At 56.2% G+C, this 25273-nt stretch carries 22 protein-coding genes; 8 read left to right on the top strand and 14 right to left on the bottom strand.

The window, feature by feature from the left end; all coding sequences use genetic code 11:
- The first annotated feature begins 96 nt into the window (after positions 1–96).
- The 3 genes from EDF81_RS15140 to EDF81_RS15130 all read left to right on the top strand — a co-directional run bounded on the left by EDF81_RS15140 (position 97) and on the right by EDF81_RS15130 (position 3711).
- Positions 97–1743, top strand: coding sequence for a Na+/H+ antiporter (locus EDF81_RS15140; protein ID WP_123348930.1), 1647 nt, complete (start codon positions 97–99; stop codon positions 1741–1743).
- Positions 1744–2014: 271 nt separating this feature from the next.
- A complete protein-coding gene (locus tag EDF81_RS15135; RefSeq protein ID WP_184999494.1) occupies positions 2015–2398 on the top strand; it encodes a helix-turn-helix transcriptional regulator in 384 nt (127 codons plus the stop codon).
- The gene (locus tag EDF81_RS15130) at positions 2398–3711 is read left to right on the top strand and encodes a type II toxin-antitoxin system HipA family toxin (RefSeq protein ID WP_184999495.1); all 1314 of its coding nucleotides are present in this window, start codon (positions 2398–2400) and stop codon (positions 3709–3711) included. The genes EDF81_RS15135 and EDF81_RS15130 overlap by 1 nt, the downstream gene beginning before the upstream one ends.
- Before the next feature lie 40 nt (positions 3712–3751).
- Here EDF81_RS15130 and EDF81_RS15125 read toward each other — a convergent pair whose 3' ends face one another.
- Entirely contained in the window at positions 3752–4636 is an 885-nt protein-coding gene (locus tag EDF81_RS15125) for a LysR family transcriptional regulator (RefSeq protein ID WP_123348928.1), read from the bottom strand.
- 103 nt (positions 4637–4739) lie between these two features.
- Here EDF81_RS15125 and EDF81_RS15120 point away from each other — a divergent pair, with 103 nt between their 5' ends.
- Positions 4740–5150: a CidA/LrgA family protein gene (locus EDF81_RS15120; RefSeq protein WP_123348927.1), complete on the top strand. Its 411-nt coding sequence runs from the start codon at positions 4740–4742 to the stop codon at positions 5148–5150.
- The gene (locus EDF81_RS15115; RefSeq protein WP_123348926.1) at positions 5143–5832 is read left to right on the top strand and encodes an LrgB family protein; all 690 of its coding nucleotides are present in this window, start codon (positions 5143–5145) and stop codon (positions 5830–5832) included. The genes EDF81_RS15120 and EDF81_RS15115 overlap by 8 nt, the downstream gene beginning before the upstream one ends.
- Positions 5833–5860: 28 nt before the next feature.
- Here the strand turns inward: EDF81_RS15115 and EDF81_RS15110 are convergent, their stop codons facing one another.
- Complete coding sequence (locus EDF81_RS15110; protein ID WP_123348925.1) at positions 5861–7156, bottom strand: Gfo/Idh/MocA family protein; 1296 nt, start codon at positions 7154–7156, stop codon at positions 5861–5863.
- Between the two features lie 58 nt (positions 7157–7214).
- Here EDF81_RS15110 and EDF81_RS15105 point away from each other — a divergent pair, with 58 nt between their 5' ends.
- Positions 7215–8786 carry a hypothetical protein gene (locus EDF81_RS15105; protein ID WP_123348924.1) on the top strand — a complete coding sequence of 524 codons (1572 nt, stop codon included), beginning with the start codon at positions 7215–7217 and terminating at the stop codon, positions 8784–8786.
- Positions 8787–8992: 206 nt separating this feature from the next.
- Here the strand turns inward: EDF81_RS15105 and actP are convergent, their stop codons facing one another.
- From actP to acs, 3 genes are all read right to left on the bottom strand, one after another.
- Positions 8993–10642 (bottom strand): cation/acetate symporter ActP, encoded by a 1650-nt coding sequence (actP, locus tag EDF81_RS15100; protein WP_123348923.1) that lies wholly within the window; start codon positions 10640–10642, stop codon positions 8993–8995.
- Positions 10639–10953, bottom strand: a complete 315-nt coding sequence (locus tag EDF81_RS15095) for a DUF485 domain-containing protein (protein ID WP_184999496.1) — start codon at positions 10951–10953, stop codon at positions 10639–10641. Before EDF81_RS15095 ends, actP begins: the two co-directional genes overlap by 4 nt.
- 63 nt (positions 10954–11016) lie before the next feature.
- Positions 11017–12975, bottom strand: a complete 1959-nt coding sequence (acs, locus tag EDF81_RS15090; protein WP_123348921.1) for an acetate--CoA ligase — start codon at positions 12973–12975, stop codon at positions 11017–11019.
- Between the two features lie 409 nt (positions 12976–13384).
- On the opposite strand from acs, the gene gltP reads away from it, so the two are divergent.
- Entirely contained in the window at positions 13385–14698 is a 1314-nt protein-coding gene (gene gltP, locus EDF81_RS15085) for a glutamate/aspartate:proton symporter GltP (RefSeq protein WP_123348920.1), read from the top strand.
- A 51-nt stretch (positions 14699–14749) separates the two neighbouring features.
- Here gltP and fdhF read toward each other — a convergent pair whose 3' ends face one another.
- The 7 genes from fdhF to alsR all read right to left on the bottom strand — a co-directional run bounded on the left by fdhF (position 14750) and on the right by alsR (position 23136).
- On the bottom strand, positions 14750–16897 hold the full coding sequence (fdhF, locus tag EDF81_RS15080) for a formate dehydrogenase subunit alpha (RefSeq protein ID WP_123348919.1): 2148 nt from the start codon (positions 16895–16897) through the stop codon (positions 14750–14752).
- 177 nt (positions 16898–17074) lie between these two features.
- A complete protein-coding gene (gene alsK, locus EDF81_RS15075; protein ID WP_123348918.1) occupies positions 17075–17989 on the bottom strand; it encodes an allose kinase in 915 nt (304 codons plus the stop codon).
- Complete coding sequence (gene alsE / locus EDF81_RS15070; RefSeq protein ID WP_123348917.1) at positions 17973–18668, bottom strand: D-allulose 6-phosphate 3-epimerase; 696 nt, start codon at positions 18666–18668, stop codon at positions 17973–17975. The genes alsK and alsE overlap by 17 nt, the downstream gene beginning before the upstream one ends.
- Positions 18669–18693: 25 nt before the next feature.
- Positions 18694–19674 carry a D-allose ABC transporter permease gene (gene alsC / locus EDF81_RS15065; protein WP_123348916.1) on the bottom strand — a complete coding sequence of 327 codons (981 nt, stop codon included), beginning with the start codon at positions 19672–19674 and terminating at the stop codon, positions 18694–18696.
- A complete protein-coding gene (gene alsA / locus EDF81_RS15060; protein ID WP_123348915.1) occupies positions 19653–21185 on the bottom strand; it encodes a D-allose ABC transporter ATP-binding protein AlsA in 1533 nt (510 codons plus the stop codon). Before alsA ends, alsC begins: the two co-directional genes overlap by 22 nt.
- A 57-nt stretch (positions 21186–21242) precedes the next feature.
- Complete coding sequence (gene alsB, locus EDF81_RS15055) at positions 21243–22181, bottom strand: D-allose transporter substrate-binding protein (RefSeq protein WP_123348914.1); 939 nt, start codon at positions 22179–22181, stop codon at positions 21243–21245.
- Between the two features lie 64 nt (positions 22182–22245).
- Complete coding sequence (alsR, locus tag EDF81_RS15050) at positions 22246–23136, bottom strand: D-allose utilization transcriptional regulator AlsR (protein WP_123348913.1); 891 nt, start codon at positions 23134–23136, stop codon at positions 22246–22248.
- 366 nt (positions 23137–23502) lie between these two features.
- On the opposite strand from alsR, the gene rpiB reads away from it, so the two are divergent.
- On the top strand, positions 23503–23952 hold the full coding sequence (gene rpiB / locus EDF81_RS15045; protein WP_123348912.1) for a bifunctional allose-6-phosphate isomerase/ribose-5-phosphate isomerase RpiB: 450 nt from the start codon (positions 23503–23505) through the stop codon (positions 23950–23952).
- On the opposite strand, the gene phnH is transcribed toward rpiB, so the two are convergent.
- Together phnH and EDF81_RS15035 are read right to left on the bottom strand one after the other, a co-directional pair.
- The gene (gene phnH, locus EDF81_RS15040; protein WP_123348911.1) at positions 23946–24530 is read right to left on the bottom strand and encodes a phosphonate C-P lyase system protein PhnH; all 585 of its coding nucleotides are present in this window, start codon (positions 24528–24530) and stop codon (positions 23946–23948) included. The genes rpiB and phnH overlap by 7 nt on opposite strands.
- 84 nt (positions 24531–24614) lie before the next feature.
- Entirely contained in the window at positions 24615–24950 is a 336-nt protein-coding gene (locus tag EDF81_RS15035) for a zinc ribbon domain-containing protein YjdM (protein WP_123348910.1), read from the bottom strand.
- Between the last annotated feature and the right edge of the window lie 323 nt (positions 24951–25273).

Raw genomic sequence — 25273 nt, 5'->3', positions numbered from 1 at the left:
AAGGCATATCCTGTTTCCCTTGTATTGATTAAGATGTTTTAGTATCAGAGCACGACGCTCTGTCGTTATTAAAAAGACACTGCAAACAGGGACAGCATGGAAATCTTCTTCACAATACTCATCATGACCCTCGTGGTCTCGCTTTCCGGCGTTATTACACGCGTACTGCCTTTTCAAATCCCGTTGCCGCTGATGCAGATCGCCATCGGCGCGAGCCTGGCCTGGCCGACCTTTGGCCTGCACGTCGAGTTCGATCCTGAACTCTTCCTGGTTCTGTTTATTCCGCCCCTGCTGTTTGCCGACGGCTGGAAAACGCCGACCCGCGAGTTCCTTGAGCACGGCCGGGAGATCTTCGGCCTTGCGCTGGCCCTGGTGCTGGTGACGGTGGTGGGGATCGGCTTCCTGATTTACTGGCTGGTGCCGGGTATTCCGCTGATACCGGCTCTGGCGCTGGCGGCGGTGCTGTCGCCGACCGATGCGGTGGCGCTCTCGGGCATTGTCGGCGAAGGCCGTATTCCGAAAAAAATTATGGGCATCCTGCAGGGCGAGGCGCTGATGAATGACGCGTCCGGCCTGGTGTCGCTGAAGTTTGCCGTGGCGGTGGCGATGGGGACTATGGTCTTCACCGTCGGTGGTGCCACGGTGGAATTTTTCAAAGTGGCGGCGGGCGGTATCCTGGCGGGCTTTGTGGTGAGCTGGCTGTATGGTCGCTCTCTGCGTTTCCTCAGCCGCTGGGGGGGCGATGAACCAGCCACCCAGATTGTTCTGCTGTTCCTGCTACCGTTCGCGTCCTATCTGATTGCCGAACATATTGGCGTCTCGGGCATTCTGGCGGCGGTGGCGGCCGGGATGACCATTACCCGCTCCGGGGTAATGCGCTCCGCGCCGCTGGCGATGCGCCTGCGTGCCAACAGCACCTGGGCGATGCTGGAGTTTGTCTTTAATGGCATGGTCTTCCTGTTGCTGGGTCTGCAGCTGCCGGGCATTCTCGAAACCTCTCTGGCGGAGGCGGCGGCCGATCCGAACGTAGAAATCTGGATGCTGTTTACCGACATTATCCTGATTTACGCTGCGCTGATGCTGGTCCGCTTCGGCTGGCTGTGGACGATGAAAAACTTTAGCCGTCGTTTCCTGAAGAAAAAGCCGATGGAGTTTGGGGCCTGGAGCACCCGTGAGCTGCTGATTGCCTCCTTTGCCGGAGTGCGCGGGGCCATTACTCTGGCGGGTGTGCTCTCTATTCCGCTCTTTATTTCTGAAAATGTGCCCTTCCCGGCGCGCTATGAACTGGTGTTCCTTGCGACGGGCGTGATCCTTATCTCTCTGTTTGTCGGGGTCGTTGTGCTGCCGATTCTGCTCCAGCACATTGAGGTCGGCGACCACTCCCTGCAGCGGCAGGAGGAGCGCCTGGCGCGCTCCGCGACCGCCGACGTGGCGATTGTCGCGATCCAGAAGATGGAGGAGCGGCTGATCAACGACAGCGAGGAGAACATTGATAACCAGCTACTGAAGGAAGTCAGCTCACGGGTTATCGGCAACCTGCGCCGTCGCGCCGACGGGCGTAACGATGTGGAGAACTCAATGCAGGAAGAGAATCTCGAACGCCGCTTCCGCCTGGCGGCGCTGCGCTCCGAGCGCGGCGAGCTCTACCATCTGCGTGCCACCCGGCAGATCAGCAATGAAACCCTGCAAAAAATGCTGCACGACCTCGATCTGCTGGAAGCCCTGCTAATCGAAAAAGCGTAATAAAGTGCCGCCTCCGCTCAGGAGGCGGCACTCTTCACACCTTCTCCCTGCTAAAAAATGTTATTAATGCCTTATTTTTTAGGCGGTAATGTCTTTTTTAGTCATTAGTGCCTGGATAATTGTGCGTTGATTTATTTTCTGGTGCTAAGATTTCTACAGATGATGTGTTTCTTCAATGCCTAAATTGCCAGGCGTTATTTGCATTTTTGCGCTTTTTTGCCTGGTTTGTTAGGCGTAGATGTGAAAAGAGGTTCAGGTGCGACTAACCGTAATGAGTAATGAGGCGATTGCCGAAGAAATCGGCGACCGAATTGAAAATCTACGCTTAAAGCATAATGTAGGGCAGGCGCAGCTGGCAGAGGCTGCCGGTATCTCGCGTGAGACATATCGTAGCCTGGCTAAAGGACGGGGTACGCTTGTTAACGTTATTGCTGTCCTTCGTGCGCTGGGCGAAATGGAGAGGCTTAGCTCTATGGTCGAGGATATTCCTGTCAGCCCGTTGCTCCTTGCTGAGCTCGGCAAAAATCAGCGGGTGAGGGCTTCCGGCGGGCGTAAAACAGTAGCCGAAGAGACAGCAAAACCCTACGTAAAAAAGACAGCAGATACCCGGCAATTGATTACACGTAAAAAGGACTCGGGAAGAGGAAGCTGGTAATGATTGCTCAGGTGTATCTCTGGAATAGATTTGTTGGTGCGCTTAACTGGGATGACACCCTGAAAGTGGGGCAATTTCAATACGCGCCAGAGTTTGTTGATGGTGGATTGCAAATCGCCCCTGTGCGTATGCCCCTCAGTAAAGACAGAATTTATAGTTTTGCCGCACTTTCTGTCGACACGTTTAAGAAGTTACCGCCTGTCTTTGCCGATTCCCTTCCGGATGCCTATGGATATGCGCTGATGGATGCCTGGCTGGCCCAAAATGGGCGAGACAAAGCCTCTTTCTCACCCGTTGAGCGCCTGCTTTATCAGGGAAATCGGGGGATGGGCGCGCTGGAATACCGACCTGCCATTGAGCCAGCTTCCAGTAAAACTGAAAAAATTCAGCTTGATGCTTTGGTTGAACTGGCTGAGTTGGTGCTGCATAGCCGGGAAGCCATGGTGGATCGCATTGAGTCACAGGATCCTTCCGTAGATGATGAAGCGTTGAAGCGTCTTATTCAGGTCGGTACCAGTGCGGGCGGTGCGAGGGCGAAAGCCGTTATCGCCATCAACGATAAAAATGAAATCCGTTCTGGTCAGGTGAAAGCGCCAAAAGGATTTAGTTACTGGCTGCTCAAATTTGATGTGCAGAAAGAGGCCGCTGAATTAGCGGATACGCAGGGCTATGGCCGGATTGAATACGCTTATTACTTAATGGCGCAGGCTGCAAAAATTGAGATGACGGAGTGTCGACTACTGGAAGAGGGTAGCCGTGCCCACTTTATGACAAAGCGGTTTGACAGAACTGATGACGGCGAAAAGATTCATATGGCAACGCTGTGCGCCCTTGATCATGCCGATTTCAATGTGCCTGGGGTTTATAGCTATGAACTTGCTCTGAATGTGATGCGTGAGCTTAATCTCTCACGTGAAGATGCAATACAGTTTTTCCGGAGGATGGTTTTCAATGTGGTCGCCAGGAATCAGGACGACCATACAAAAAATATTGGCTTTCTAATGGATATGGACGGCACATGGTTCTTATCTCCGGCCTACGACGTGTCCTGGGCATACAGAACGGACAGTGAATGGGTCAGCCATCACCAGATGACGATAAACGGCAAGCGTGATGACTTTGCCCGGGATGACCTGATTACAATCGGCAAAAAAATACAGGGGCTACCTCTTAAAGGGATAAAAGCCATTATTGACGATATCTGCGGCGTTGTGTCCCGCTGGGAAGAATTTGCCACCGAGGCGGGGGTGGACGAAAAAAGGGTATCGGAAATCGCAAAGACGCACAGATTATATTTGGGTGATGAAAGATAACCCTCGGTGCGGCTGTGCGACGGTCGCACGCCGCCGCTGTTCACTTCGCCAGCCAGAATGACTCGCAGCACTTTAGCCACGCCTGGGCGCTTTGTGACAGATAGACCCCATCGCGCCAGATCATTCCCAGCTGCCAGCTGAGATCGCTTTGCAGTGGGATCCAGCGCAGGGCCTGTTTATCCAGACGCTGGCAGATCGGTTCCGGCAGGACGGCGATGCCGATTCCCGCCTGCACCATGGCCGCGAGAAAATCCCACTGCCCGCTACGGACCGCAATGCGCGGCGTGACGCCGTGCTGGTGGAACAGCCGTGAAAGCTGGCGGCTGAGGGCGAAATCTTCGTTATAAATCAGCAGGGGATGCTCCGCCAGTTGCTCGGGAGAGATGGCCTGCTGGTCGGCCCAGGCGTCGGTACGCGGCACCAGGACGCAGAGCGGGTGGCTGAACAGCGACAGGGTGGTCAGGCCGCTATCCTCTTCTACCGGCAGGGCGGTCATCGCCAGATCAAGCTCGCCGTTCATCACCGCCTGCTGGACCGTCAGGCCGCCAGATTCAGAAATTTTAAGCTCCACACCGGGGTATCGCTGGCGAAACAGGCCGATGGGCCCGGCCATCAGCACCCCGACCATCGGGGGAATGCCCAGTCGCAGCACGCCGCGGTTAAGGTGGTTGATGTCATTTAGCTCGGCCTCCAGCTGGCGGAACTCATCGAGGATCGCCAGCCCGCGTTCAAACACCACCCGACCGGTGTCGGTGAGCAGCAGCCTGCGGCCGTCGCGGATCAGCAGGGTACAGTTCAGCTCATCTTCAAGGTTTTTCAACATCTTACTGATGGTTGGCTGGGTGACGAAAAGCTTCTCGGCTGCGCGGGTAAAGCTTTGCTGACGCACCACTTCGACGAAATAGCGCAGCGTTCGAATATCCATCATTATTCCTCGTGACTATACCTGCGATGAGTTTAATTCATTTCAGTCGCGATCGTGCGCTCTCTATACTGTGCTTCTTTGTTTTTGTTCAGGAAATCAAGAGATGGCTGTGGCCTATAGCCGCGTAGCACCTGTGCTACTGCAGCGCTTACAGATCCCGGTGCAGGTGGTGCTTTATGCCGGACTGTTTGTCGTGGCGGAATATCTGGTGGCCTGGCTGCACCTGCCCCTTCCGGCAAACCTCGTCGGGATGCTGATTCTGCTGATGCTGATCCTCTGCCGTATCGTGCCTCTGCGCTGGGTGCGGGCCGGTGCTGCCTGGCTGCTGGCGGAAATGCTGCTGTTTTTTGTCCCGGCGGTGGTGGCGGTGGTTAATTACGCCCAGCTGCTGATGGTTGACGGCTGGCGCATCTGTCTGGTGATTGCCCTGAGCACGCTGCTGGTGCTGGGTGCGACCGCCTGGGTGGTCGATAAGGTCTACCGCTACGAAATACGCAGGGCTGGACATGAGTGACTCCCTGGTCAGTATCCTGTGTCTGGTGATGACGGTTGCGCTCTATTTTGCCAATAAACGGCTCTACCGACGTTTTCACAAACTGCCGCTGATGCCGCTGGTCTTTACCCCACTGCTGCTGGTGCTGATCCTGGTCTTCGGCCATATCTCGTACCAGAACTATATGGGCGAAAACCACTGGCTGATGTGGCTGCTGGGTCCGGCGACCATTGCCTTTGCCGTGCCGGTCTATGACAACCTGGCGATCATTAAACGTCACTGGATGTCCCTGACCGCTGGCGTGGTGACGGCCACGGTGGTGGCGGTCACCTCTTCAATCTGGCTGGCGCGCCTGTTTACCCTTTCCGATGAGATCCAGCGCAGTCTGGCGGTGCGTTCCGTCACCACGCCCTTTGCGCTGGCGGCGGCGAAGCCGCTGGGCGGCCAGCCGGATCTGGTGGCGCTATTTGTGGTGATCACCGGCGTGTTCGGCATGGCGGTGGGGGATGTCCTTTTTCTGCGGCTGGCGATCCGCGCAGGGATGGCTAAAGGTGCGGGGTTTGGTGCCGCCTCGCACGGGGCCGGGACGGCGCGATCCTATGAGCTGGGCCAGCAGGAGGGCGTGGTGGCAAGCCTGGTGATGATGCTCTCCGGCGTGGTGATGGTGCTGCTGGCGCCGCTGGTGGGACGGCTGATGTTCTAGCCGCCGATTGCCCGGCGGCGACAGAACGTTACTGTTTTTTCAGTCGGGCAACCAGTTCAAACTCGCGGAAATTCACCGGACGCTGCTGCTGTATGGAGATATTTCCTGCGATACCGGTGAGGATGGACATGGCCCCCGCGCGGTGGTCGGCGGCCCGCTGCAGCGGGTCGTGAGCGGGTTCACCAAACAGGTCTGCCAGCATAGCGTTATCACCGCCGCCGTGTCCGCCTTCTCCCACGTTAAACTCGGCTTTCCAGGGCGCGGCGAACATCGGGAAGACGGTGATATCGCACTGCTCCAGACTGCCTTCATTTTCCCGTTTGCCCCCGGCGTTAACGTAGGATTTCTCCACCAGCTTCATCTCCAGTCGGCCCTCGCTGCCGTTAAAGACCACGTTCAGCCCTTCCCACGGCAAATACGCGTTCAGAGAGTAGGTGAGCTGCACCTGATTCTGGTACTTCACCAGTACCGACATCGTGTCCTCAATGGTGATCCCGTCGCTGAACACGCTCTGGTCACGGAAGTAGTTATCCTCGTGCTCGGCATCCAGATACAGCGCCTTAAGCTGGGGGTTCTCCTCCATATGCAGCGCGAACGGATCGTCTTTGGCAGCGGCATAGCCGTGGGCGCGTGGGTAAAACTGGCGGATGCCGCGTTTTTCGGCGTTCTCTTTACCGTAGAAACGCAGGCCGCCTTCGGCATACACCCGCTCGGGATAGCTGCCCAGCCAGAAGTTCATCAGGTCGAAATGGTGGGTGGATTTATGCACCAACAGCCCGCCGCTGTTGCGTTTTTCCCTGTGCCAGCGGCGGAAATAGTCCGCGCCGTGCTCGGTATTGAGCAGCCATTCAAAGTGGACGGAGTGGACTTCGCCGATGGTGCCCTGCATCAGCAGTTCGCGGACTTTGCTGTGGTGCGGGGCGTAGCGGTAGTTAAAGGCCACCCGCACCTGACGACCGGTCTGTTCGATGGCATCGAGAATACGCAGCGCCCGGGCTTCGTCGATGGTCATTGGCTTTTCGGTGATCACATCGCAGCCCGCATGCAGGGCGCGGACGATGTAGTCATCGTGGGTGCGATCCATCGTGGTCACAATAATGGTATCGGGGCGCGTTTCGCGGATCATCTCCTCGAACTGCTCCGCCTGCCAGCAGGAGACGGCCTGCGCACCGGCTTCGCTCAGTAGCCGGTTGGCGTACTGCATCCGGGTCTGGTTGGTATCGCAAAAGGCCACCAGGCTGGCGCTGTTTTTCCACTGTCCACCGATTGCCGAAATATAGAGTCCGGCACGTCCGCCGGTGCCGACCAGGGCATATTTTTTCATATTGTCCTCATTAAATAATCGCTTACTATCAGAGCATGGAAAGAATTCGGGCGACGCAATGAAACGTATTCCGCAGCAGCTGATGGAACTGAACAGCACCCTGATCTGGCACTGGCCGTGGCTGGTTCAGGGCGTCGAGAGCGCGAAGCGGCACGGCTATACCGGCATCATTCTTCACCAGCAGGAGCTGCTGTCGCTGCTGGCGACGCCGTCACCTCTGAGCCAGCGGCTGCAGGTCGGCAATCTGATTCACCAGCAAAACTACAGCCTGCAATATTTAAAACGGGTCAACGACTACCTGCAGGCGAACCACCTCTCCTTCTGGCTGCAGGGGGAAGCGGCCCCGTCCGACGATATTATTAAGCGCAAGTTCCCCGAGTTTTCCTTCGATGAGAAAAGTGCCCCGGACTTCTGGCAGCGGTTTTACGCCGCGATTTTTACTGCGCTGTTGCCCGCGCTGCCGCACCTCAGCGGTATCATCCTTAGCCTGACCACGCCGGCGTTCCAGACCGGTGGCTGGCAGCAGAGTCTGCATCAGGTCTGGAGCCAAATACGGGCGCAGGGCAAAAAGCTGGTGCTGCGCGACTTTATCGATAGCTCCTGGCCGCGCCAGCAGCTTTCAGGCGTGCTTTCCCGGCTGCCTGACGACGTGCGGGCCTCGATTAAAGCCACCGAGCTGGACTACCACCCCGGCTTTGCTAATCATCCCCATATCACCGGCCTGCCGGGGCATAAAAAGTGGATCGAATACGATCTCTGGGGCACCGGCTATGGCTGGACGATCCTGCCCTGCTGGCTGGGCGACGAGATTGCCGGCCGCCTGAGCTGGGCCATCAGCGCCGCTGAGGGCGAAATCGAAGCCATCTCCTCGCGGGTTAGCTGGCAGTGGCTGCCCGACAGTCGGGTGATGGACTCGGCCAACGCCATTAATCTTTATGGCCTGACGGCGGCGAATCAGGCGGATAACAGCGCCGGGTCGGCCTTTGACCGCTGGGCCGAACAGCAGCAGCTGCGCTTTCGTCATCAGCAGGACCGCCAGAGGCTGGCGACGCTGCTCTACAGCAGCCACGACTGGCTGTGTAAAACCCCCAATCTGCTGGGGCGACGGCTACATGACCAGAGCCAGGTTCCACAGAGTTTTGCTCAGGCCCAGCAGCTGCTGCATATGGATACCCGCAGTGCCAACTGGCTGCAGGCGTATCAGCCTCTGTTCCTGGCGGATGACCGGGCAAGCGGTCTTGAACAACGTCAGCTGATCGCCCTGGAAAAAGAGGCCGCCTGCTTTCTCAGCGCCGGTGCGGTGCAGGCCCTGCGCGAATTGACTCCGCGTATTGGCGGCGGCGATGAAACGCTGACTGTACTGCTCGCGGCCTGGCGTAATGGCGAAATCTACAGCCAGATGTTTGCCCGCGTGGCGGCCGCCGTGGCCGATTTACTCTGGTGCGACCGCTATGGCGAACCCGCTGAGCGCGTGGCGACAGAGCATCAGCAAACCCTGCTGCGCTATGCTGATACCGTTGCCCGCTGGGTCGATAACCCGCCTGAAGGTAGCCCGCTGTATCTGCCTCTGCTACTCAGTCCCGAGCGGCTAAGCCGTTTTGCCGACAGTCTCGTGATGAATTCAGAATAAAAAGGGGGCGAAGAATTGTCTCGTCCGCCAGGCGGTCTTGCGGCAGGCTTTCGGGGGAAAGGGGAAAAAGTGTGATGGGGTAGGCGAAATGGCAATAAATCCTGTGACGTCGATCTTGTTTTCATTCCGTTGTGGCGTGAAGTTGCTCACGCCACACGGACAAAAATGTGATCCCCGGTCGGGCGACCGGGGAAGGGCGTAAAGGCTTAGTGGGCGCGGCCCTGTTCGATGCCGATCCCGGTCTGGGAACGGATAAACTGGGCGCGGAAACGCTCGCGCTCGCGCTTGCCTTCTTCGGAGTTATCGGTGATTGAGAACAGCCAGATCCCGACAAAGGCGACGGCGATAGAGAACAGCGCCGGGTATTCGTAAGGGAAGACCGCCGTGGCATGTCCGAGGATTTTGACCCAGATTGTCGGGCCGAGGATCATCAGGATCACCGCCGTGAGCAGGCCAAGCCAGCCGCCGATCATCGCTCCACGGGTGGTCAGCTTCGACCAGTACATCGACAGCAGAATAATCGGGAAGTTACAGCTGGCGGCGATGGAGAAGGCCAGCCCGACCATAAAGGCGATGTTCTGATTTTCAAACAGGATCCCCAGCAGGATCGCCACCACCCCCAGCACCAGCACGGTGATCTTCGATACCCGCAGCTCCTGACGTTCGCTCGCGCCTTTACGGAAGACGTTGGCATAGAGGTCATGTGACACCGCAGAGGCACCGGCCAGGGTCAGCCCGGCCACCACCGCCAGAATAGTGGCGAAGGCCACGGCGGAGATAAAGCCGAGGAACAGGTCACCGCCGACCGCATCAGAGAGATGAACCGCCGCCATATTGTTGCCGCCGATAAGCTGTCCCGCCGCGTCTTTAAACGCCGGGTTCGCGCCCACCAGCATGATGGCACCGAAGCCGATGATAAAGGTCAGGATATAGAAGTAACCCATAAAACCGGTGGCATAGAGTACGCTCTTACGCGCCTCACGCGCATCGCTCACGGTGAAGAAACGCATCAGAATATGCGGCAGACCGGCAGTACCGAACATCAGACCCAGACCCAGCGACAGGGCGGATATCGGGTCCTGAACCAGCCCGCCGGGGCTCATAATCGCCACGCCTTTCGGGTGGACGGCCATCGCTTCGTTAAACAGGTTATTAAAGCTAAAGCCCACGTGCTTCATGACCATAAAGGCCATAAAGCTGGCACCGAACAGCAGCAGTACGGCTTTGATGATCTGTACCCATGTGGTGGCGAGCATCCCACCGAACAGTACGTACATCACCATCAGTACGCCGACCAGCACCACCGCGACGTGGTAGTTCAGGCCGAACAGCAGTTCGATAAGCTTGCCCGCGCCGACCATCTGGGCAATCAGATAGAGCGCAACGACCACCAGCGAACCGCAGGCCGACAGGATACGAATCGGGCCCTGCTTCAGACGATAAGAGGCCACGTCGGCAAAGGTATAGCGGCCGAGGTTACGCAGGCGTTCGGCGATCAGGAAGAGAATAATCGGCCAGCCAACCAGGAAGCCGAGGGAGTAAATCAGCCCGTCGTAGCCGGAGGTATACACCAGCGCAGAAATCCCTAGGAACGAAGCCGCCGACATAAAGTCACCGGCAATCGCCAGGCCGTTCTGGAAACCGGTGATGTTGCCCCCGGCGGTGTAGTAATCGTTACGGGAGCGGACGCGCTTTGAGGCCCAGTACGTAATGTACAGCGTCAGCACCACGAAGATCAGGAACATGATAATCGCCTGCCAGTTGGTAGGCTGGCGCTCTACGGCACCGGTCAGCGCATCGGCTGCGATAGCGCTAAAGGGCAGGGTGGCGGCAAGCGCCGTCAGGACTCTTTTCATGATGACTTCACCTCACGCAGCACCGCATTGGTGAGTCGTTCAAACTCACCGTTAGCCCGCCAGACATAAATGGCGGTCAGAACAAAAGAGATCACGATGACGCCGATCCCTATCGGGATACCGCGTGTGACGCTGGTGCCCGCGTGCAGGGGCGTTCCCAGCCAGCCCGGTGCAAAGGCGATCAGCAGAATAAAGCCGACGTAAATCACCAGCATAATCAACGAAAGAATGGCGGCGAAACGCTGCCGTTTTTCGACCAGCTCCTTAAAATGCGCACTGTTTTCTATCTGCTGATAAATTTCATTCATCACAGAGTCTCCATTTGGGGAGGGACTATTTTATTCCCTCTCCCGGAATGGGAGAGGGATGGGCGGTCAGGATGGCATGGCGATGGTCTGCTTCTCTTCGAGCAGTTTTTCCACTACGCCCGGATCGGCAAGCGTAGAGGTATCGCCAAAGTTACTGGTATCGCCAGCGGCGATTTTGCGCAGAATACGGCGCATGATTTTGCCGGAGCGGGTTTTCGGCAGTGAGTCTGTCCAGTGCAGTACGTCCGGCGTCGCCAGCGGGCCTATCTCTTTACGTACCCAGTTGCGCACCTCGGCGTACAGCTCCGGCGTCGGTTCTTCCCCATGGTTCAGGGTGACGTAGGCGTAGATCGCCTGGCCCTTGATGCTATGAGGAATACCGACCACCGCCGCTTCGGCGATTTTCGGGTGCGAGACCAGCGCCGATTCGATTTCGGCGGTACCGAGACGGTGGCCGGAAACGTTCAGCACGTCATCCACGCGGCCGGTTATCCAGTAATAACCGTCCTCGTCACGACGCGCGCCGTCGCCGCTGAAGTACATATTTTTAAAGGTGGAGAAGTAGGTCTGCTCGAAGCGCTCATGGTCGCCGAACAGGGTACGTGCCTGGCCTGGCCAGGAGTCGACGATGGTCAGGTTGCCTTCGGTGGCGCCCTCAAGGGCGTTACCTTCGTTATCCACCAGCGCAGGCTGCACGCCGAAGAACGGGCGGGTAGCGGAACCGGCTTTCAGAGGGATAGCACCGGGCAGCGGGGTGATCATAAAGCCGCCGGTTTCGGTCTGCCACCAGGTGTCCATCACCGGGCATTTCTCCTTGCCGATTTTCTTCCAGTACCACTCCCAGGCTTCCGGGTTGATCGGCTCGCCCACCGACCCGAGGATGCGCAGAGATGAGCGGTCTGTGCCGTCAATCGCCTTGTCGCCTTCGGCCATCAGGGCGCGGATCGCCGTCGGGGCGGTATAGAGAATATTGACCTTATGCTTGTCGACCACCTGGGACATACGCGCCGGGGTCGGCCAGTTTGGCACCCCTTCGAACATCAGCGTGGTTGCACCGCAGGCCAGCGGGCCGTAAAGCAGATAGCTGTGGCCGGTGACCCAGCCCACGTCCGCCGTACACCAGTAAACCTCGCCCGGATGGTAATCGAAGACGTATTTAAAGGTGGTGGCTGCATAGACCAGGTAGCCGCCGGTAGTGTGCAGCACGCCTTTGGGTTTCCCGGTGGAGCCGGAAGTGTAGAGGATAAACAGCGGGTCTTCAGCGTTCACGGCGACCGGCTGATGCTGGTCGCTGGCGGCGTCCAGCAGGTCGCTCCACCACAGGTCGCGGCCTTCCTGCCAGTCAATTTTTCCGCCGGTGCGTTTATAGACCACCACGTGTTCAACGCTTTTGACGTTGGGGTTTTTCAGGGCGTCGTCGACGTTCTTTTTCAGCGGAATAGAGCGGCCCGCGCGGATACCTTCATCGGCGGTGATCACCAGCTTCGAGCTGGAATCAACGATGCGGCCGGCCACGGCTTCCGGCGAGAAACCGCCGAAAATAACTGAGTGAACGGCACCGATACGTGCGCAAGCCAACATCGCCACGGCGGCTTCTACCACCATCGGCATATAGATGGCGACCACGTCGCCTTTCTTAATGCCCAGCTGCTGCAGGACATTGGCGAAGCGGCAGACGTCGCGGTGCAGTTCGCGATACGTGACGTGCTTACTCTGGCTGGCGTCATCGCCTTCCCAGATGATGGCGGTTCTGTCGCCCTGGGTCTGCAGATGGCGATCCAGGCAGTTCGCGGCAAGGTTAAGGGAGCCGTCTTCATACCATTTAATGGAGACGTTGCCCGGCGCGAAGGAAGTGTTTTTGACTTTGCTGTACGGCGTTATCCAGTCGAGGATTTTCCCCTCTTCACCCCAGAAGGTTTCGGGATCGCTAACGGACAGCTGATACCGTGCCTCATACTGGTCCGGATTAATCAGGCAGTGTGCCGCAATATTTGCGGGAATATCGTGTTTATGTACCTGGCTCATAGCTTTTGTTCTCCTTGTAAGATGTTAAGGATATGTCACGTAAACGTTAATTACAGGAGCGCTACAGGCTTTGTTTATTATTTGCGCGATGGATCACGCAATGGCTGAATTGTATGAAAATACGGCAACTGATTCTTTTAACTAAAATAATTTCTTATCTCAATTATCAAAAATACCCACTTATAATTCTTTTCCATAACAATAAGTTATGTATGATTATTGGAAGAAATTAGCGTTTTAATGGCTAATTTCAGTGAAATGCCCTGTTCTTAAAAGGTTGCGCAGAATGCCATACAGATGGTACTTATTTTGCGCGTTGAAAAACCCCGCAATACGAATTACCCCTTTCAGTATGTGTCGTTCTGCAACACAAACATGGGAATGGCGCTTCATTGAGGATGTTTGTTATATGAGAAAAACGAAAGTCAGCCTGGCCTGGCAAATTTTGCTGGCCCTGATACTGGGTATTCTGCTGGGCAGCTACCTGCATTATCACAGCGAAAGCCGTGACTGGTTGATTGCCAATCTGCTGTCGCCCGCCGGTGATATTTTTATCCATCTGATCAAGATGATCGTGGTGCCGATTGTTATTTCCACACTGATTGTGGGGATTGCAGGCGTCGGTGATGCGAAACAGCTCGGGCGCATTGGTGCTAAAACCATTCTTTATTTCGAAGTGATCACCACGGTGGCCATTATTCTCGGCATTACGCTGGCGAATGTGTTCCAGCCGGGCGCGGGCATTGATATGTCCCAGCTGGCAACGGTGGATATTTCGAAATACCAGAGCACCACGGCGGAAGTGCAGAGCCACGCGCATGGCCTGATGGGCACCATTCTGTCGCTGGTCCCGACCAATATCGTTGCCTCGATGGCGAAGGGCGATATGCTGCCGATTATCTTCTTCTCGGTGCTCTTTGGTCTGGGCCTGTCGTCCCTGCCGTCCGCCCATCGCGAGCCGCTGGTGACCGTGTTCCGCTCTATCTCGGAAACCATGTTCAAAGTCACCCATATGGTGATGCGCTACGCGCCGGTCGGTGTATTTGCGCTGATCTCGGTGACCGTGGCTAACTTCGGCTTTGCGTCCCTGTGGCCGCTCGCCAAGCTGGTTATCCTGGTTTATGCGGCGATCCTGTTCTTTGCGCTGGTGGTGCTGGGCCTGGTGGCGCGGATGTGCGGCCTGAGTATCTGGACGCTGATCCGCATCCTGAAGGATGAGCTGATTCTGGCCTACTCGACCGCCAGCTCCGAAAGCGTGCTGCCGCGTATTATCGAGAAGATGGAAGCCTACGGCGCACCGGCGTCGATCACCAGCTTTGTGGTGCCGACCGGCTACTCCTTTAACCTCGACGGCTCTACCCTGTACCAGAGCATCGCGGCGATCTTTATTGCCCAGCTGTACGGTATTGAACTGTCGATTGGGCAGGAGATTATCCTGGTCCTGACGCTGATGGTCACCTCGAAGGGGATTGCAGGCGTGCCAGGCGTCTCCTTTGTGGTACTGCTGGCCACGCTCGGCAGCGTCGGTATTCCGCTGGAAGGCCTGGCCTTTATTGCGGGCGTAGACCGTATCCTCGATATGGCGCGTACGGCGCTGAACGTGGTGGGCAATGCACTGGCGGTGCTGGTGATTGCCAAGTGGGAACACAAGTTTGACCGCAACAAAGCGCTGGCCTATGAGCGTGAGGTGCTGGGCAAATTCGATAAGACCGCAAACTCGTAAGCTGTCTTTACCTATAAAAACGCCGGAGCACTGCTCCGGCGTTTTTGTTTATTACCCCTGCGCACTCTCCAGCAGCCTGGCCTTCAGCGCGTCGTACTCATCAATCACATACTGCTCGGCGGCATGCTGATCGGCGATAGACTCCACGCGCACGGCGCAGTACTTATACTCCGGCGTTTTGGTTATCGGACTGAGGTTTTCCGCCACCAGCTCGTTACAGGCACCAATCCACCACTGGTAGGTCATATACACCGCGCCTTTGTTCGGCCGTTCGCTGACCTGAGCGCGGGTGATAACCCGTCCTTTACGTGACGTGACCCAGACCAGGGCGTTATCTTCAATCCCTAACCGTTCGGCGTCGGCGGTGTTGATCTGCGCATAGCCCGGTTCGTCCGCCAGCGCGACCAGCGCCGCGCAGTTGCCGGTCATCGATCGGCCGGAGTAGTGGCCCACTTCGCGCACCGTGGAGAGCACCATCGGAAACTCTTCCGTCACCTTGTCGATTGGCGCAACCCAGTCACAGGTATAGAACTGGGCCAGCCCGTTCGGGGTATCGAAGCGCTCTTTAAACAGATACGACGTGCCCTGGTCCGCCTCTGACTCATCCCGACACGGCCACTGGATATAGCCCAGCTCACCTATTTTCTCATAGGTGGCACCGAGATAGCCGGGGCAGAGATGGCGTAGCTCGTCCCAAATCTGCTGCGTATTGTCGTAGTGCATCGGGTAGCCCATTCGGGTCGAGATTTCGCTGATAATCTGCCAGTCGGTTTTCAGGTCCCACTTCGGTTCGACCGCCTTAAAGAAGCGCTGGAAGCCGCGGTCGGCTGCGGTATAGATCCCTTCATGCTCGCCCCAGGACGTTGAGGGCAGGATCACGTCCGCTGCCGCAGCGGTTTTGGTCATAAAGATATCCTGGACGATAACCAGTTCCATATCGGCAAAGGCCTGGCGCACGGCCGGAAGCTCTGCATCGGTCTGGAGCGGGTCTTCGCCCATAATATACGCCGCACGAACCTCGCCGTGAGCGACCCTGTGCGGCAACTCGCTGATGCGATAGCCAGGCTCCTCCGGCAGGGTTTCTACGCCCCAGGCCCGGGCAAACTTCTCCCGGTATTCCGGGACTCTGACGCTTTGGTAGCCGGGATAGATATCCGGCAGCGCGCCCATGTCGCAGGCGCCCTGAACGTTGTTCTGGCCGCGCACCGGGTTGACCCCGACGTGGGGCTTCCCGAGGTTGCCGGTCAGCATCGCCAGGCTGGTCAGGGCGCGAACGGTTTCCACCCCCTGGTAAAACTGGGTGACACCCATTCCCCACAGGATAGTGGCGGTCTTCGCCGTGGCATACAGACGTGCCGCCTGGCGGATCTCCGCTGCGCTGACGCCGGTAATGCTTTCCACCGATTCCGGCGTATAGCCCTCGACGATTTTGCGGTACTCCTCGAAGCCTTCGGTACGTCCGGCGACAAAGGCCGCGTCATACAGGTTCTCGGCGATCATCACGTGGCCGAGGGCGTTCAGCAGGGCGATATTTGAGCCGTTTTTCAGCGCCAGGTGCATATCCGCAATACGCGCCGTTTCGATTCTGCGCGGATCGCAGACGATAATCTTCGCCCCGTTGCGTCTGGCGTTCAGAATATGATTCGCCACAATGGGGTGTGAGTCCGCCGGGTTGTAACCGAAGACGAACACTAAATCCGTATTGTCAATTTCCGTGATGGCATTGCTCATTGCGCCATTGCCGACCGACTGGTGCAGACCTGCAACCGAAGGGCCGTGTCAGACGCGTGCGCAGCAGTCGACGTTATTGGTACCTATAACGGCGCGTGCAAATTTCTGCATCACATAGTTGGTTTCATTCCCCGTGCCGCGTGACGAGCCGGTGGTCTGGATAGCGTCAGGGCCATGTTTGGCCTTAATGGCGCTCAGGCGCCCGGCCACGTAGTCCAGGGCTTCGTCCCAGCTGACGGATTCCAGCTTTCCGCCGCGCTTGCGGCGAATCATCGGCGTTTGCAGGCGCGGGGTCAGGATCCGGGTATCGTTAATAAAATCCCAGCCGTAATAGCCCTTCAGACATAGCGTACCCTGGTTGTTCTTCCCCTGAGCCGCTTCCGCCCGGACGATACTGCCGTTCTCCACGACCAGGTTGATTTTGCAGCCTGATGCGCAGTAGGGACAAACCGTCATGATTTTTTCCATCTCTTCGCTCCCGTGAATCGAAGGGTCCTGAGCATGCATTATGCACGCGATAAGCAATATGTTTATTGTGGGTATTGCCGGATATTACGGGCGAGTTTTGGTCAAAACCCTGACGAAGAACAGGGTAAGGGCAGATTCCGGCGGGCAACGTCTGTTTTTGCGTGGCCCGCCGGAGGATTACTGGCGGGTGATAAACTGACTGTGGGCGAGGGCGGCAGCACCCCGGGCACCGTTAAACGAAGAGGAGGATGCGGCGATAAAGCGCACTGCCTGCCAGGGCAGGGGACGGCGAACGTGCTGCTTCGTCAGGGCTATCAGCGTGTCCCGTGGGAAGCCGGGCATATCCATCACCCCGCCGCCGAGGATCACCGCATCCGGGTCGAACAAATTGATGCTGGTGGCTATCGCCCGTGCGGCATGGTGCAACAGGGCCTGCACAAAGGGTTCATCGACGGCATGGAGAAAGAGATCGCCCAGGTCGTACTCGCGGGGCTGCTGTTCATACCAGCGGCGCAGCGCCACCCCGGAACAGACGGTTTCCAGGCATCCTGGGTTGCCGCAGGCGCAGGTCTGCTGCATATCGCCCTGCGGGATATGCCCCAGTTCACCGGCTACGCCGTGCGCACCGGTCCAGGGCGCACCGTTCAGCCAGATGGCGAAGCCCATTCCGGTACCGAGATAGGCCGCCAGCACCTGGCCGTCGGCCAAATCGTTCTCCTGCACGTCGAAGGAGAGCTGCAGGTTGACGTCGCGGGCGAACTCTACCGGGCAGCCCAGGGCCGTTTCCAGCTGGTCGGCAAGACTGGCCAGGGTTTCCGCTGTCAGCGGCAGATTAGGCGTCGAGATCACCGTGCGCTTATCCCGGCCAACCAGCGCCGGAAACCCCATGACCAGCCCGAGACAGCGGGCCTGCAGGCGTTCGCTCTGGGCCAGGATCAGTGCGCTGATACCGGCCACCACGCCACCTTCAATCGCCTCGGCGGTACGGCGTTTTTCACAGTGCAGCACCGTCCCGTCCTCGGCCTGCAGGCAAAAGCGGATATGGGTCGCGCCCATATCCACGCCTGCCACGACCTTATGCTGTTCGCGCATGAGGTTGACCCTCGTTTTTCGCCGCCAGGATCTGTTGGGCCATCACCTGCCAGGCATCATCAATCTGCTCGGCGTGGTTAAACAGCCCGGAAGTGCCGACGATAAAGACATCTGCACCCGCCGCCATCAGACGCTGGTAGGTCGCCTGGTTGCAGGATCCGTCGATCTCAATTTCGTAGCTCAGACCTTCGCGCTCGCGCCAGGCTTTCAGCTCGGCAATCTTATCCAGCATTTCCGGAATAAACGGCTGTCCGGCAAAGCCCGGGTCGACGGTCATCACCGTCACCTTGTCCGCCTTATGAATATAGTATTTCATTGCCTCGACCGGGGTTTCCGGGTTGAGGATCAGTCCGACTTTCATACCGTGACGGCGGATCTCTTCGATCAGGCGGAAGGCCTGGCCGTTAAGGGTTTCCGGATGCAGGGTGATAAAGTCCGCGCCCGCGCTTGCCAGCTGGCTGATATAGTCCTGTGGCCGGGTGACCATCAGATGGCAGTCCAGCGGCTTGCTGGCCAGCTTCTTGACCTGGCTGACAAAGAACGGCGACAGGGTCAGATTAGGGACAAAATGGCCGTCCATAATGTCGATATGGAAGTAGTCAGCATGGGTGTCGATAAACTCGATCTGTTCTTTAAATTTCACCAGATCCATACACATCAGCGAGGGAGAGATCTTCATAATTAACTCCTGGAATACGACGAATTTATTTACTGATCAGTCTGTCGAGGGCAACGGCGGCGATAATCAGCCCACCCATCACCACCAGCTGGTAGTAGGTTTGTACCTGTAGAATATTGAGCCCGTTGTTGATGGTGCCGATAATCAGGCCGCCAATCACCACCGAGAAAATACGGCCCTTGCCGCCAAAGAAGCTGGTGCCGCCGATAATAGCGCTGGCGATGGCGTAGGTTTCGAAGCCCATTCCGGCCAGCGGCTCTGCGGCCCCGAGGCGAGCGGTGGAAACAACTCCCGCAAGACCCGCACACACGCCGGAGATAATGAACACCACCAGAATGTGGAACTTCACATCAATACCGGAGTAGAAAGCGGAGTTTTTATTCCCGCCGAGGGCATAGATATTGCGTCCCAGCCGCATACGGGTGGTCAGGAACCAGAGGATCAGCGCCACAATCAGGGAGAAGATCACCGGCACCGGAATACCGAGCGGGCTGGCGGCGAAGAAGTTCACAAAGTCGAATGAGAACCCGTAGACCGAGTTGGCATCGGAGATCACCAGCGTGATGCCGCGGAAGATGGCGTTGGTGCCGAGGGTGATGATAAACGGGTGCAGACCGGTCCAGTTGACCAGACAGCCGTTGATCGCGCCCAGCGCGCCGCCGACCAATACACCGCCGATCAGCGCCGCCGTGAACGGGTCGACGCCGGCCAGCATCAGTTTCGCGGTCACCATCCCGGAAAGTGCGAGGATTGCGCCGACGGAGAGGTCGATCCCGGCCACTAAGATGGCAAAGAATTCCCCCATGCCGATCAGCACCGTCACCGAGCTCTGGACAAAGATCTGTCGGATATTATTGGTGGTCAGGAAATACTCCGGCGACAGGCCGCCGAAGATCGTCACGATAATCGCCAGGATAAAGAAGGTGCCGTATTTGTCCCAGAACAGGGCGAAATTAAACGGCTTTTTCTCGCTCGCCTCGCCTTTTACTCTTGAGGTAATGCCCATGCCATAATCTCCTCTTCGCTCATATCGTCGCGATTGGTCAGGATTTGCGTCAGTCGCCCTTCGCAGAACACGGCGATGCGGTCGCAGACGGCGATAATTTCAGGAAGTTCGGATGACACCATCAGGATGACTTTTCCGTCGTCGGCCAGTTGACGCATCACTTTATAAATTTCGGCTTTGGCGCCGACGTCGATGCCACGGGTTGGTTCATCGAAGATGATGACCTCAGGGTTGCAGCACAGCCATTTGGAAATCAGCACCTTCTGCTGATTACCGCCGGACAGCTCGGTAATGTTCTGCCCGACCGAGTGGCATTTCAGCCCCAGCAGCTGTCGCTGCTGTTCGGCGATGTTGCCCTCATCGGATTCGTGGAACAGCCCCATCGCACCCTTATAGCCGCCGTTTTTGAGGCTGCGGCTAAGCGCCATATTTTGCGCAATGGAGAAGTTGGGAAAGAAGCCGTTGTCGCGGCGGCTTTCGGTGATGTAGCCCATGCCTTTTTTCAGTGCGTCCAGCGGTGAGCGGGGCGAGATAACCTTGCCGTTGAGGCGAATTTCGCCGCTGCTGCGCTTATCAACGCCGAACAGGCAGTCCATCAGCTCGGTGCGCCCGGAGCCGACCAGCCCGGCAAAGCCAAGAATTTCGCCACGGTTAACGCTAAAGGAGATATCACGGACCTTTTTCTTATCGCGGCTGGTGACGTTTTTCACTTCGAATACCGTGTCGCGCACGATATTGCCGGTGCTCTCTTTCATCGCGTTAAAACGGTTTTGCAGCTCGCGACCGACCATCAGGCGGACGATTTCATCATTGCTGACGTCGCTGACCATCCCGCTGCAGACGCTGCTGCCATCCTTCATCACCGTATAGCGATCGCAGATGCGGCGGATCTCCGCCAGCTTGTGCGAGATATAGACGATAGCGGTGCCCTCTTTGCGCAGCTGATTCATAATCAGGAACAGGTAGTCGACCTCTTTATTGGTCAGCGAGGAGGTCGGCTCGTCCATAATGATCACTTTGGCATCGAGCATTAAGGTTTTAGCAATTTCCAGCATCTGCTTGTGGCTAATGGATAAGTTCGCCACTTTCTCTTCGAGATTTACCTTTAAGCCGACGCGCAGCAGCATCATCGCCGCACGAACGCGCATCTCTTTCCAGTCAATCACGTTAATGCCACACACTTTTTTTGTCAGATGACGACCAATAAATAAGTTTTCCAGCACGGTTAATTCATCAATAACGCTGAGTTCCTGATAAATAATGCCGATACCAAGCTGGGCCGCCAGTTTATGATCCAGCTTATCGTAATTAACGTTATTAATTGCGATGGAACCTTTAGTCGGTTCATGAATACCCGACAGCACTTTCATTAATGTTGATTTACCGGCACCATTCTCCCCTAATAACGCATGGATCTCATGGGTATAAACAGTTAAATCAACCGATTTTAATGCGTGAACCGGACCAAAGGATTTGCCGATCCCCGCCATCGATATATATGGCGTGACCATAATCAACCTCACTATGTTTATCCTCTCCGGAAGGAGAGGATAAAGGACTGCGTTATCTTATTGCTTCGTAACCAGAATGGAATCAACCAGCTTGTACTTCGGCGTTTTATCCAGTGGGATAACCTTGCCGGTCTTCGCGGCATCGACCAGCAGTTTCAGGCCGGTTGCACCGATATCCGCCGGGTTCTGCGCGACGGTGGCGGTCATCTGCCCGGCATCAACCATTTTACGGGCTTCCGGAATACCGTCGGTGCCGACGACCATGATCTGGCCGGTTTTGCCTGCGTTAGCCACGGCCTGGGCCACGCCCATTGCCATGGTATCGTTGGCGCAGTAGAAGGCTTTCAGGTTCGGGTTACGCTGCAGTACGTTGGTCGCGACATCCAGCGCCTTAATGCGATCCCAGTCGCCGGGCTGGCTGGCGACCAGCTTGATCTGGCTGGCTTTTTTAAAGGCGTCGGTGGCACCGTTGCGGCGCGCTTCACCGGAAGCATTACCGGCTTTACCTTCAATAATAGCGACTTCACCGCCGGCATCACCGAGCGTTTTAATAATAAAGTTCGCGCCTCTGGACCCCACGGCGACGTTATCGGTGGTGACGAAGGCCTCAACGTTACCGCCCGCTTTTTTCAGGTTGTCCATATCGATTTTTTCATCGAGATTGACCAGGTAAATGCCTTTTTGCCAGGCGCGGGAAACCGGCATCACCAGATTCACCGAGGAGAGCGGTGCAAAGGCAATACCCTTATAATTCTTATTGCTTAAATCTTCGAATAACTGCAGCTGAGACTGAAAATCGCCTTCAGACGGTGAGGCAAAAATATCCACGCTAACGCCGAGGGTTTTTGCTTCGTCTTCAATACCTTTTTTCATATCCACCCAGAACGGATTAGATAAGGTTTTTAATACTATGGCGTAATCGGCGGCGGCGAATGCACTGGTGGACAGCATTAAGCCCATAGCGGCGCCGCTGAATATTTTCAGATATTTATTCATAGCAGTATTCTCTTATAGGGTTTATTTTGGTGAGCCTCATAATATGAGACTCACCTTTTTTGTCTTACTTCAGTGCGCCCGGTGAGAAGAAATCAACTATCGCACCGGTCTTTTCCATATTGACTGTAGCCTGTTCAATGTTTTGTTGGGCTACTGAAACAAAAAAGGCGTCCAGTAGTGTTAATTGTAATATCCGTGCTGAGGCATTGCGTCCCAATAAAGGGGTCTCTGGTGCTGGCGAGCAAATAATAAAGTCTGCAAGTTTAGCGATCGGCGAATGATAGCTATGGGTAATACAAATAATTTTTGCGCCATTCTTTTTCGCCAGTTCGACCGCTGCTTTTAAATCACTGGTGCGTCCGGAGTGCGACACCACCAGAACCACGTCACCTTCCTGGAGCAGTGACGCGGACATCATCATGATGTGCGCATCCTGATACACCTGGCTTCGGACACCGATACGCAGCAGCTTATGGTGTATATCAGCACAGATGGCGTTAGACCCGCCGACGCCGTAGAGATCGCGCTGCTTCGCCTGGTGAAAGAAGCGGGCGGCGCGGTGGATCTCATCCACATTGACGATCGACTGTCCTTCCATAATGGTGCGCAACGTAATGTTGAACACCTTGTTCACCACATCCTGCGGTGCTTCATCAAAAGCCAGTTCAGCAGGTAACACCTGCTCGGACTGCGAAAAGTAGTCAACCAGCGCGCTACGCAGGTTGCGAAAGCCGCTGAAGCCCAGCAGTTTCGACACCTTAACGATCATCGCTTCCGATACGGTTAAGGCTTCAGCGACATCCTTGATGGCCGGCGCGTCGCTCAGATTACCCGGTGTCAGTAACCAGTCCACAATACGGCTTTCGTTCTCCGTCATCCCTTCCTGCTTCATGCGCAGATACGGGGCGAGGCCGATGCCGTTGGGAAAGCCTTGATCAAACTCTGACTGACTCATCGCACTCTCTTGTCCATAAAATTGAAGACGACACTATATCATCACAGCATAAACAAAAAAGATGCTGTCAACTTCACAAAAATTATAAATTCATAAAGTTTGTGGTTTTGTGAAGTTTTGATTGAGTGGGTGTTGAGGGTTTTATTGTTTAAATTCATTTAAAAACAATAAATTATATTGATTTGGCCTTTCGATTTATATTGCGTTGGTCTGACCAGAATCAGCATAAACACGCTTGCTTTGTAAAATGATGCCGTGTAGAACTGACGCCAGACCCGGTGATTTTGCGGTTTTATTCAGCAGTAAACCGGTCTTAAATCACAAAACTCACCGGGTTTGTAAAGTCAGCAATAATGCGAGGCAGCGATGAAAAAGATAGCGTTTGGTTGCGATCATGTCGGCTTTATCCTTAAAGAAGAAATTCTGGCGCATCTGCAGGCGAGAGGCGTCGAGGTGATTGATAAAGGCGCCTGGTCCGTGGATCGAACGGATTATCCGCGCTACGCCAGCGCCGTGGCGCAGGCGGTGATCGATGGCGAGGTGGACGGCGGCGTGCTGATCTGCGGCACCGGCGTCGGGATCTCGATTACCGCCAATAAATTCCCGGGGATCCGGGCGGTGGTGTGCAGCGAACCTTACTCCGCTCGGCTTTCCCGCCAGCATAACGACACCAATATCCTGGCGTTTGGTTCGCGGGTGGTGGGTTTAGAGCTGGCGAAAATGATCGTTGATAGCTGGCTGGACGCCACCTTTGAAGGCGGTCGTCATCAGACGCGCGTTGACGCTATTGCGGCTATTGAACATCGGGATCAATAGACTTCCACATGGGTAGTGCGCGGGATAGCCAGCAGGCGCTCGCCGCAGGTCAGAATCAGGTCGCGCTCCAGAGGGAAGGGGTGCGAACGTTCCGTCATTTCATGAATAATGCAGTCGGGCAGCAGCGGGGCGATCATCCGTTCTTCCGCAATACCGGTGCCGGTCAGGCGCAGCATCAGCCCGCCGCTCAGGGCCGGAACCTGCAGAATCAGGGCGGAACTGGTGTCCGTAAGCGGATTACCGTTGGCAATCAGCGCATTAAGTTGTTCCTGGCTTATCGCATCATCGGCCACGGCAAAAACCGACTCCTGCGGCTTATCAGCCAGCGGCGCGCCGGTGTGATAACGCAGGTTCGAGCTGACGATATCGTTGGCCATGCGCGGGGAGAACCAGACCGGTGTCTCCTGGTCGGCCAGGGTCAGCAGCAGACTCGTGGTGGCGAGGCTCAGCGGCTGCCAACCATATTTCAGACGGTGCAGGCTGACGATGGTGCCAGGTTCGCTCATGGCTTTGAGCAGACGACGCGCGCTTTGCTGTGCGTCCTGAAGCGGTAGGGTAAAGGTGGTGTTCAATGTCATTAATGAGGTCTCCCAAACAGGTGACCTCATCGTGGCGAAGAAGTATGACGATAATGTTACTGAATACGGGCTCAGACCCAAAAATCAGCTTTTTTTCACAAATTCGGATTTAAGCTTCATCGGGCCGAAGCCGTCGATCTTGCAATCGATGTTGTGATCGCCTTCGACCAGGCGAATGCTTTTCACTTTGGTGCCGATCTTCAGCATGGAAGAGCTGCCCTTCACCTTCAGGTCTTTCACCACCGTCACGCTATCACCATCGGCCAGCAGGTTGCCATTCGCATCCTTAACGATCAGGACGTCGGCATCCGGCGTCGGCTCCGCGTTGTTCCATTCATGTGCGCACTCCGGGCAGATATACATGCCGTTATCTTCATAGGTATATTCGGACTGGCATTGCGGGCAGTGGGGAAGTTGCATCAGGGATATCCTCATAAATGAACTGACAGGACCGGCGTATCCGGTCAAAAATCGGCGTTGCCGAAAAAGGCGGCAAGTATACCGCAATTCCCTATGCTTTACCGGTGTAATTACCGGCGCTGTGCAACCTGCGCGCAGAAGACGACGCGCCGGGCTGAAACCCTGAGAATATTTGATTAGGGAAATTGCTACCCTCAGTTATTTCAGATATGGTGAGATAAATGCACCTCATGTGGCTATAACCTACCCGTAAACCCGGTGATTATTTCGTTTTCTTATGACGAAAACCTTCTCTTCCGGCGCGGGTTAACTGACATGATGAT

The sequence above is a fragment of the Enterobacter sp. BIGb0383 genome (assembly GCF_003751845.1).
GTDB lineage: Bacteria > Pseudomonadota > Gammaproteobacteria > Enterobacterales > Enterobacteriaceae > BIGb0383.
This window is presented reverse-complemented; position numbering and strand designations above follow the sequence as displayed.

What these genes read in the sequence shown, in the direction of transcription:
- EDF81_RS15140 (WP_123348930.1), top strand. Translation starts at nt 97, where the DNA reads ATGGAAATCTTCTTCACAATACTCATCATGACCCTCGTGGTCTCGCTT.
- EDF81_RS15135 (WP_184999494.1), top strand. Translation starts at nt 2,015, where the DNA reads ATGAGTAATGAGGCGATTGCCGAAGAAATCGGCGACCGAATTGAAAAT.
- EDF81_RS15130 (WP_184999495.1), top strand. Translation starts at nt 2,398, where the DNA reads ATGATTGCTCAGGTGTATCTCTGGAATAGATTTGTTGGTGCGCTTAAC.
- EDF81_RS15125 (WP_123348928.1), bottom strand. Translation starts at nt 4,636, where the DNA reads ATGGATATTCGAACGCTGCGCTATTTCGTCGAAGTGGTGCGTCAGCAA.
- EDF81_RS15120 (WP_123348927.1), top strand. Translation starts at nt 4,740, where the DNA reads ATGGCTGTGGCCTATAGCCGCGTAGCACCTGTGCTACTGCAGCGCTTA.
- EDF81_RS15115 (WP_123348926.1), top strand. Translation starts at nt 5,143, where the DNA reads ATGAGTGACTCCCTGGTCAGTATCCTGTGTCTGGTGATGACGGTTGCG.
- EDF81_RS15110 (WP_123348925.1), bottom strand. Translation starts at nt 7,156, where the DNA reads ATGAAAAAATATGCCCTGGTCGGCACCGGCGGACGTGCCGGACTCTAT.
- EDF81_RS15105 (WP_123348924.1), top strand. Translation starts at nt 7,215, where the DNA reads ATGAAACGTATTCCGCAGCAGCTGATGGAACTGAACAGCACCCTGATC.
- actP (WP_123348923.1), bottom strand. Translation starts at nt 10,642, where the DNA reads ATGAAAAGAGTCCTGACGGCGCTTGCCGCCACCCTGCCCTTTAGCGCT.
- acs (WP_123348921.1), bottom strand. Translation starts at nt 12,975, where the DNA reads ATGAGCCAGGTACATAAACACGATATTCCCGCAAATATTGCGGCACAC.
- gltP (WP_123348920.1), top strand. Translation starts at nt 13,385, where the DNA reads ATGAGAAAAACGAAAGTCAGCCTGGCCTGGCAAATTTTGCTGGCCCTG.
- alsK (WP_123348918.1), bottom strand. Translation starts at nt 17,989, where the DNA reads ATGCGCGAACAGCATAAGGTCGTGGCAGGCGTGGATATGGGCGCGACC.
- alsE (WP_123348917.1), bottom strand. Translation starts at nt 18,668, where the DNA reads ATGAAGATCTCTCCCTCGCTGATGTGTATGGATCTGGTGAAATTTAAA.
- alsC (WP_123348916.1), bottom strand. Translation starts at nt 19,674, where the DNA reads ATGGGCATTACCTCAAGAGTAAAAGGCGAGGCGAGCGAGAAAAAGCCG.
- alsA (WP_123348915.1), bottom strand. Translation starts at nt 21,185, where the DNA reads ATGGTCACGCCATATATATCGATGGCGGGGATCGGCAAATCCTTTGGT.
- alsB (WP_123348914.1), bottom strand. Translation starts at nt 22,181, where the DNA reads ATGAATAAATATCTGAAAATATTCAGCGGCGCCGCTATGGGCTTAATG.
- alsR (WP_123348913.1), bottom strand. Translation starts at nt 23,136, where the DNA reads ATGAGTCAGTCAGAGTTTGATCAAGGCTTTCCCAACGGCATCGGCCTC.
- rpiB (WP_123348912.1), top strand. Translation starts at nt 23,503, where the DNA reads ATGAAAAAGATAGCGTTTGGTTGCGATCATGTCGGCTTTATCCTTAAA.
- phnH (WP_123348911.1), bottom strand. Translation starts at nt 24,530, where the DNA reads ATGACATTGAACACCACCTTTACCCTACCGCTTCAGGACGCACAGCAA.
- EDF81_RS15035 (WP_123348910.1), bottom strand. Translation starts at nt 24,950, where the DNA reads ATGCAACTTCCCCACTGCCCGCAATGCCAGTCCGAATATACCTATGAA.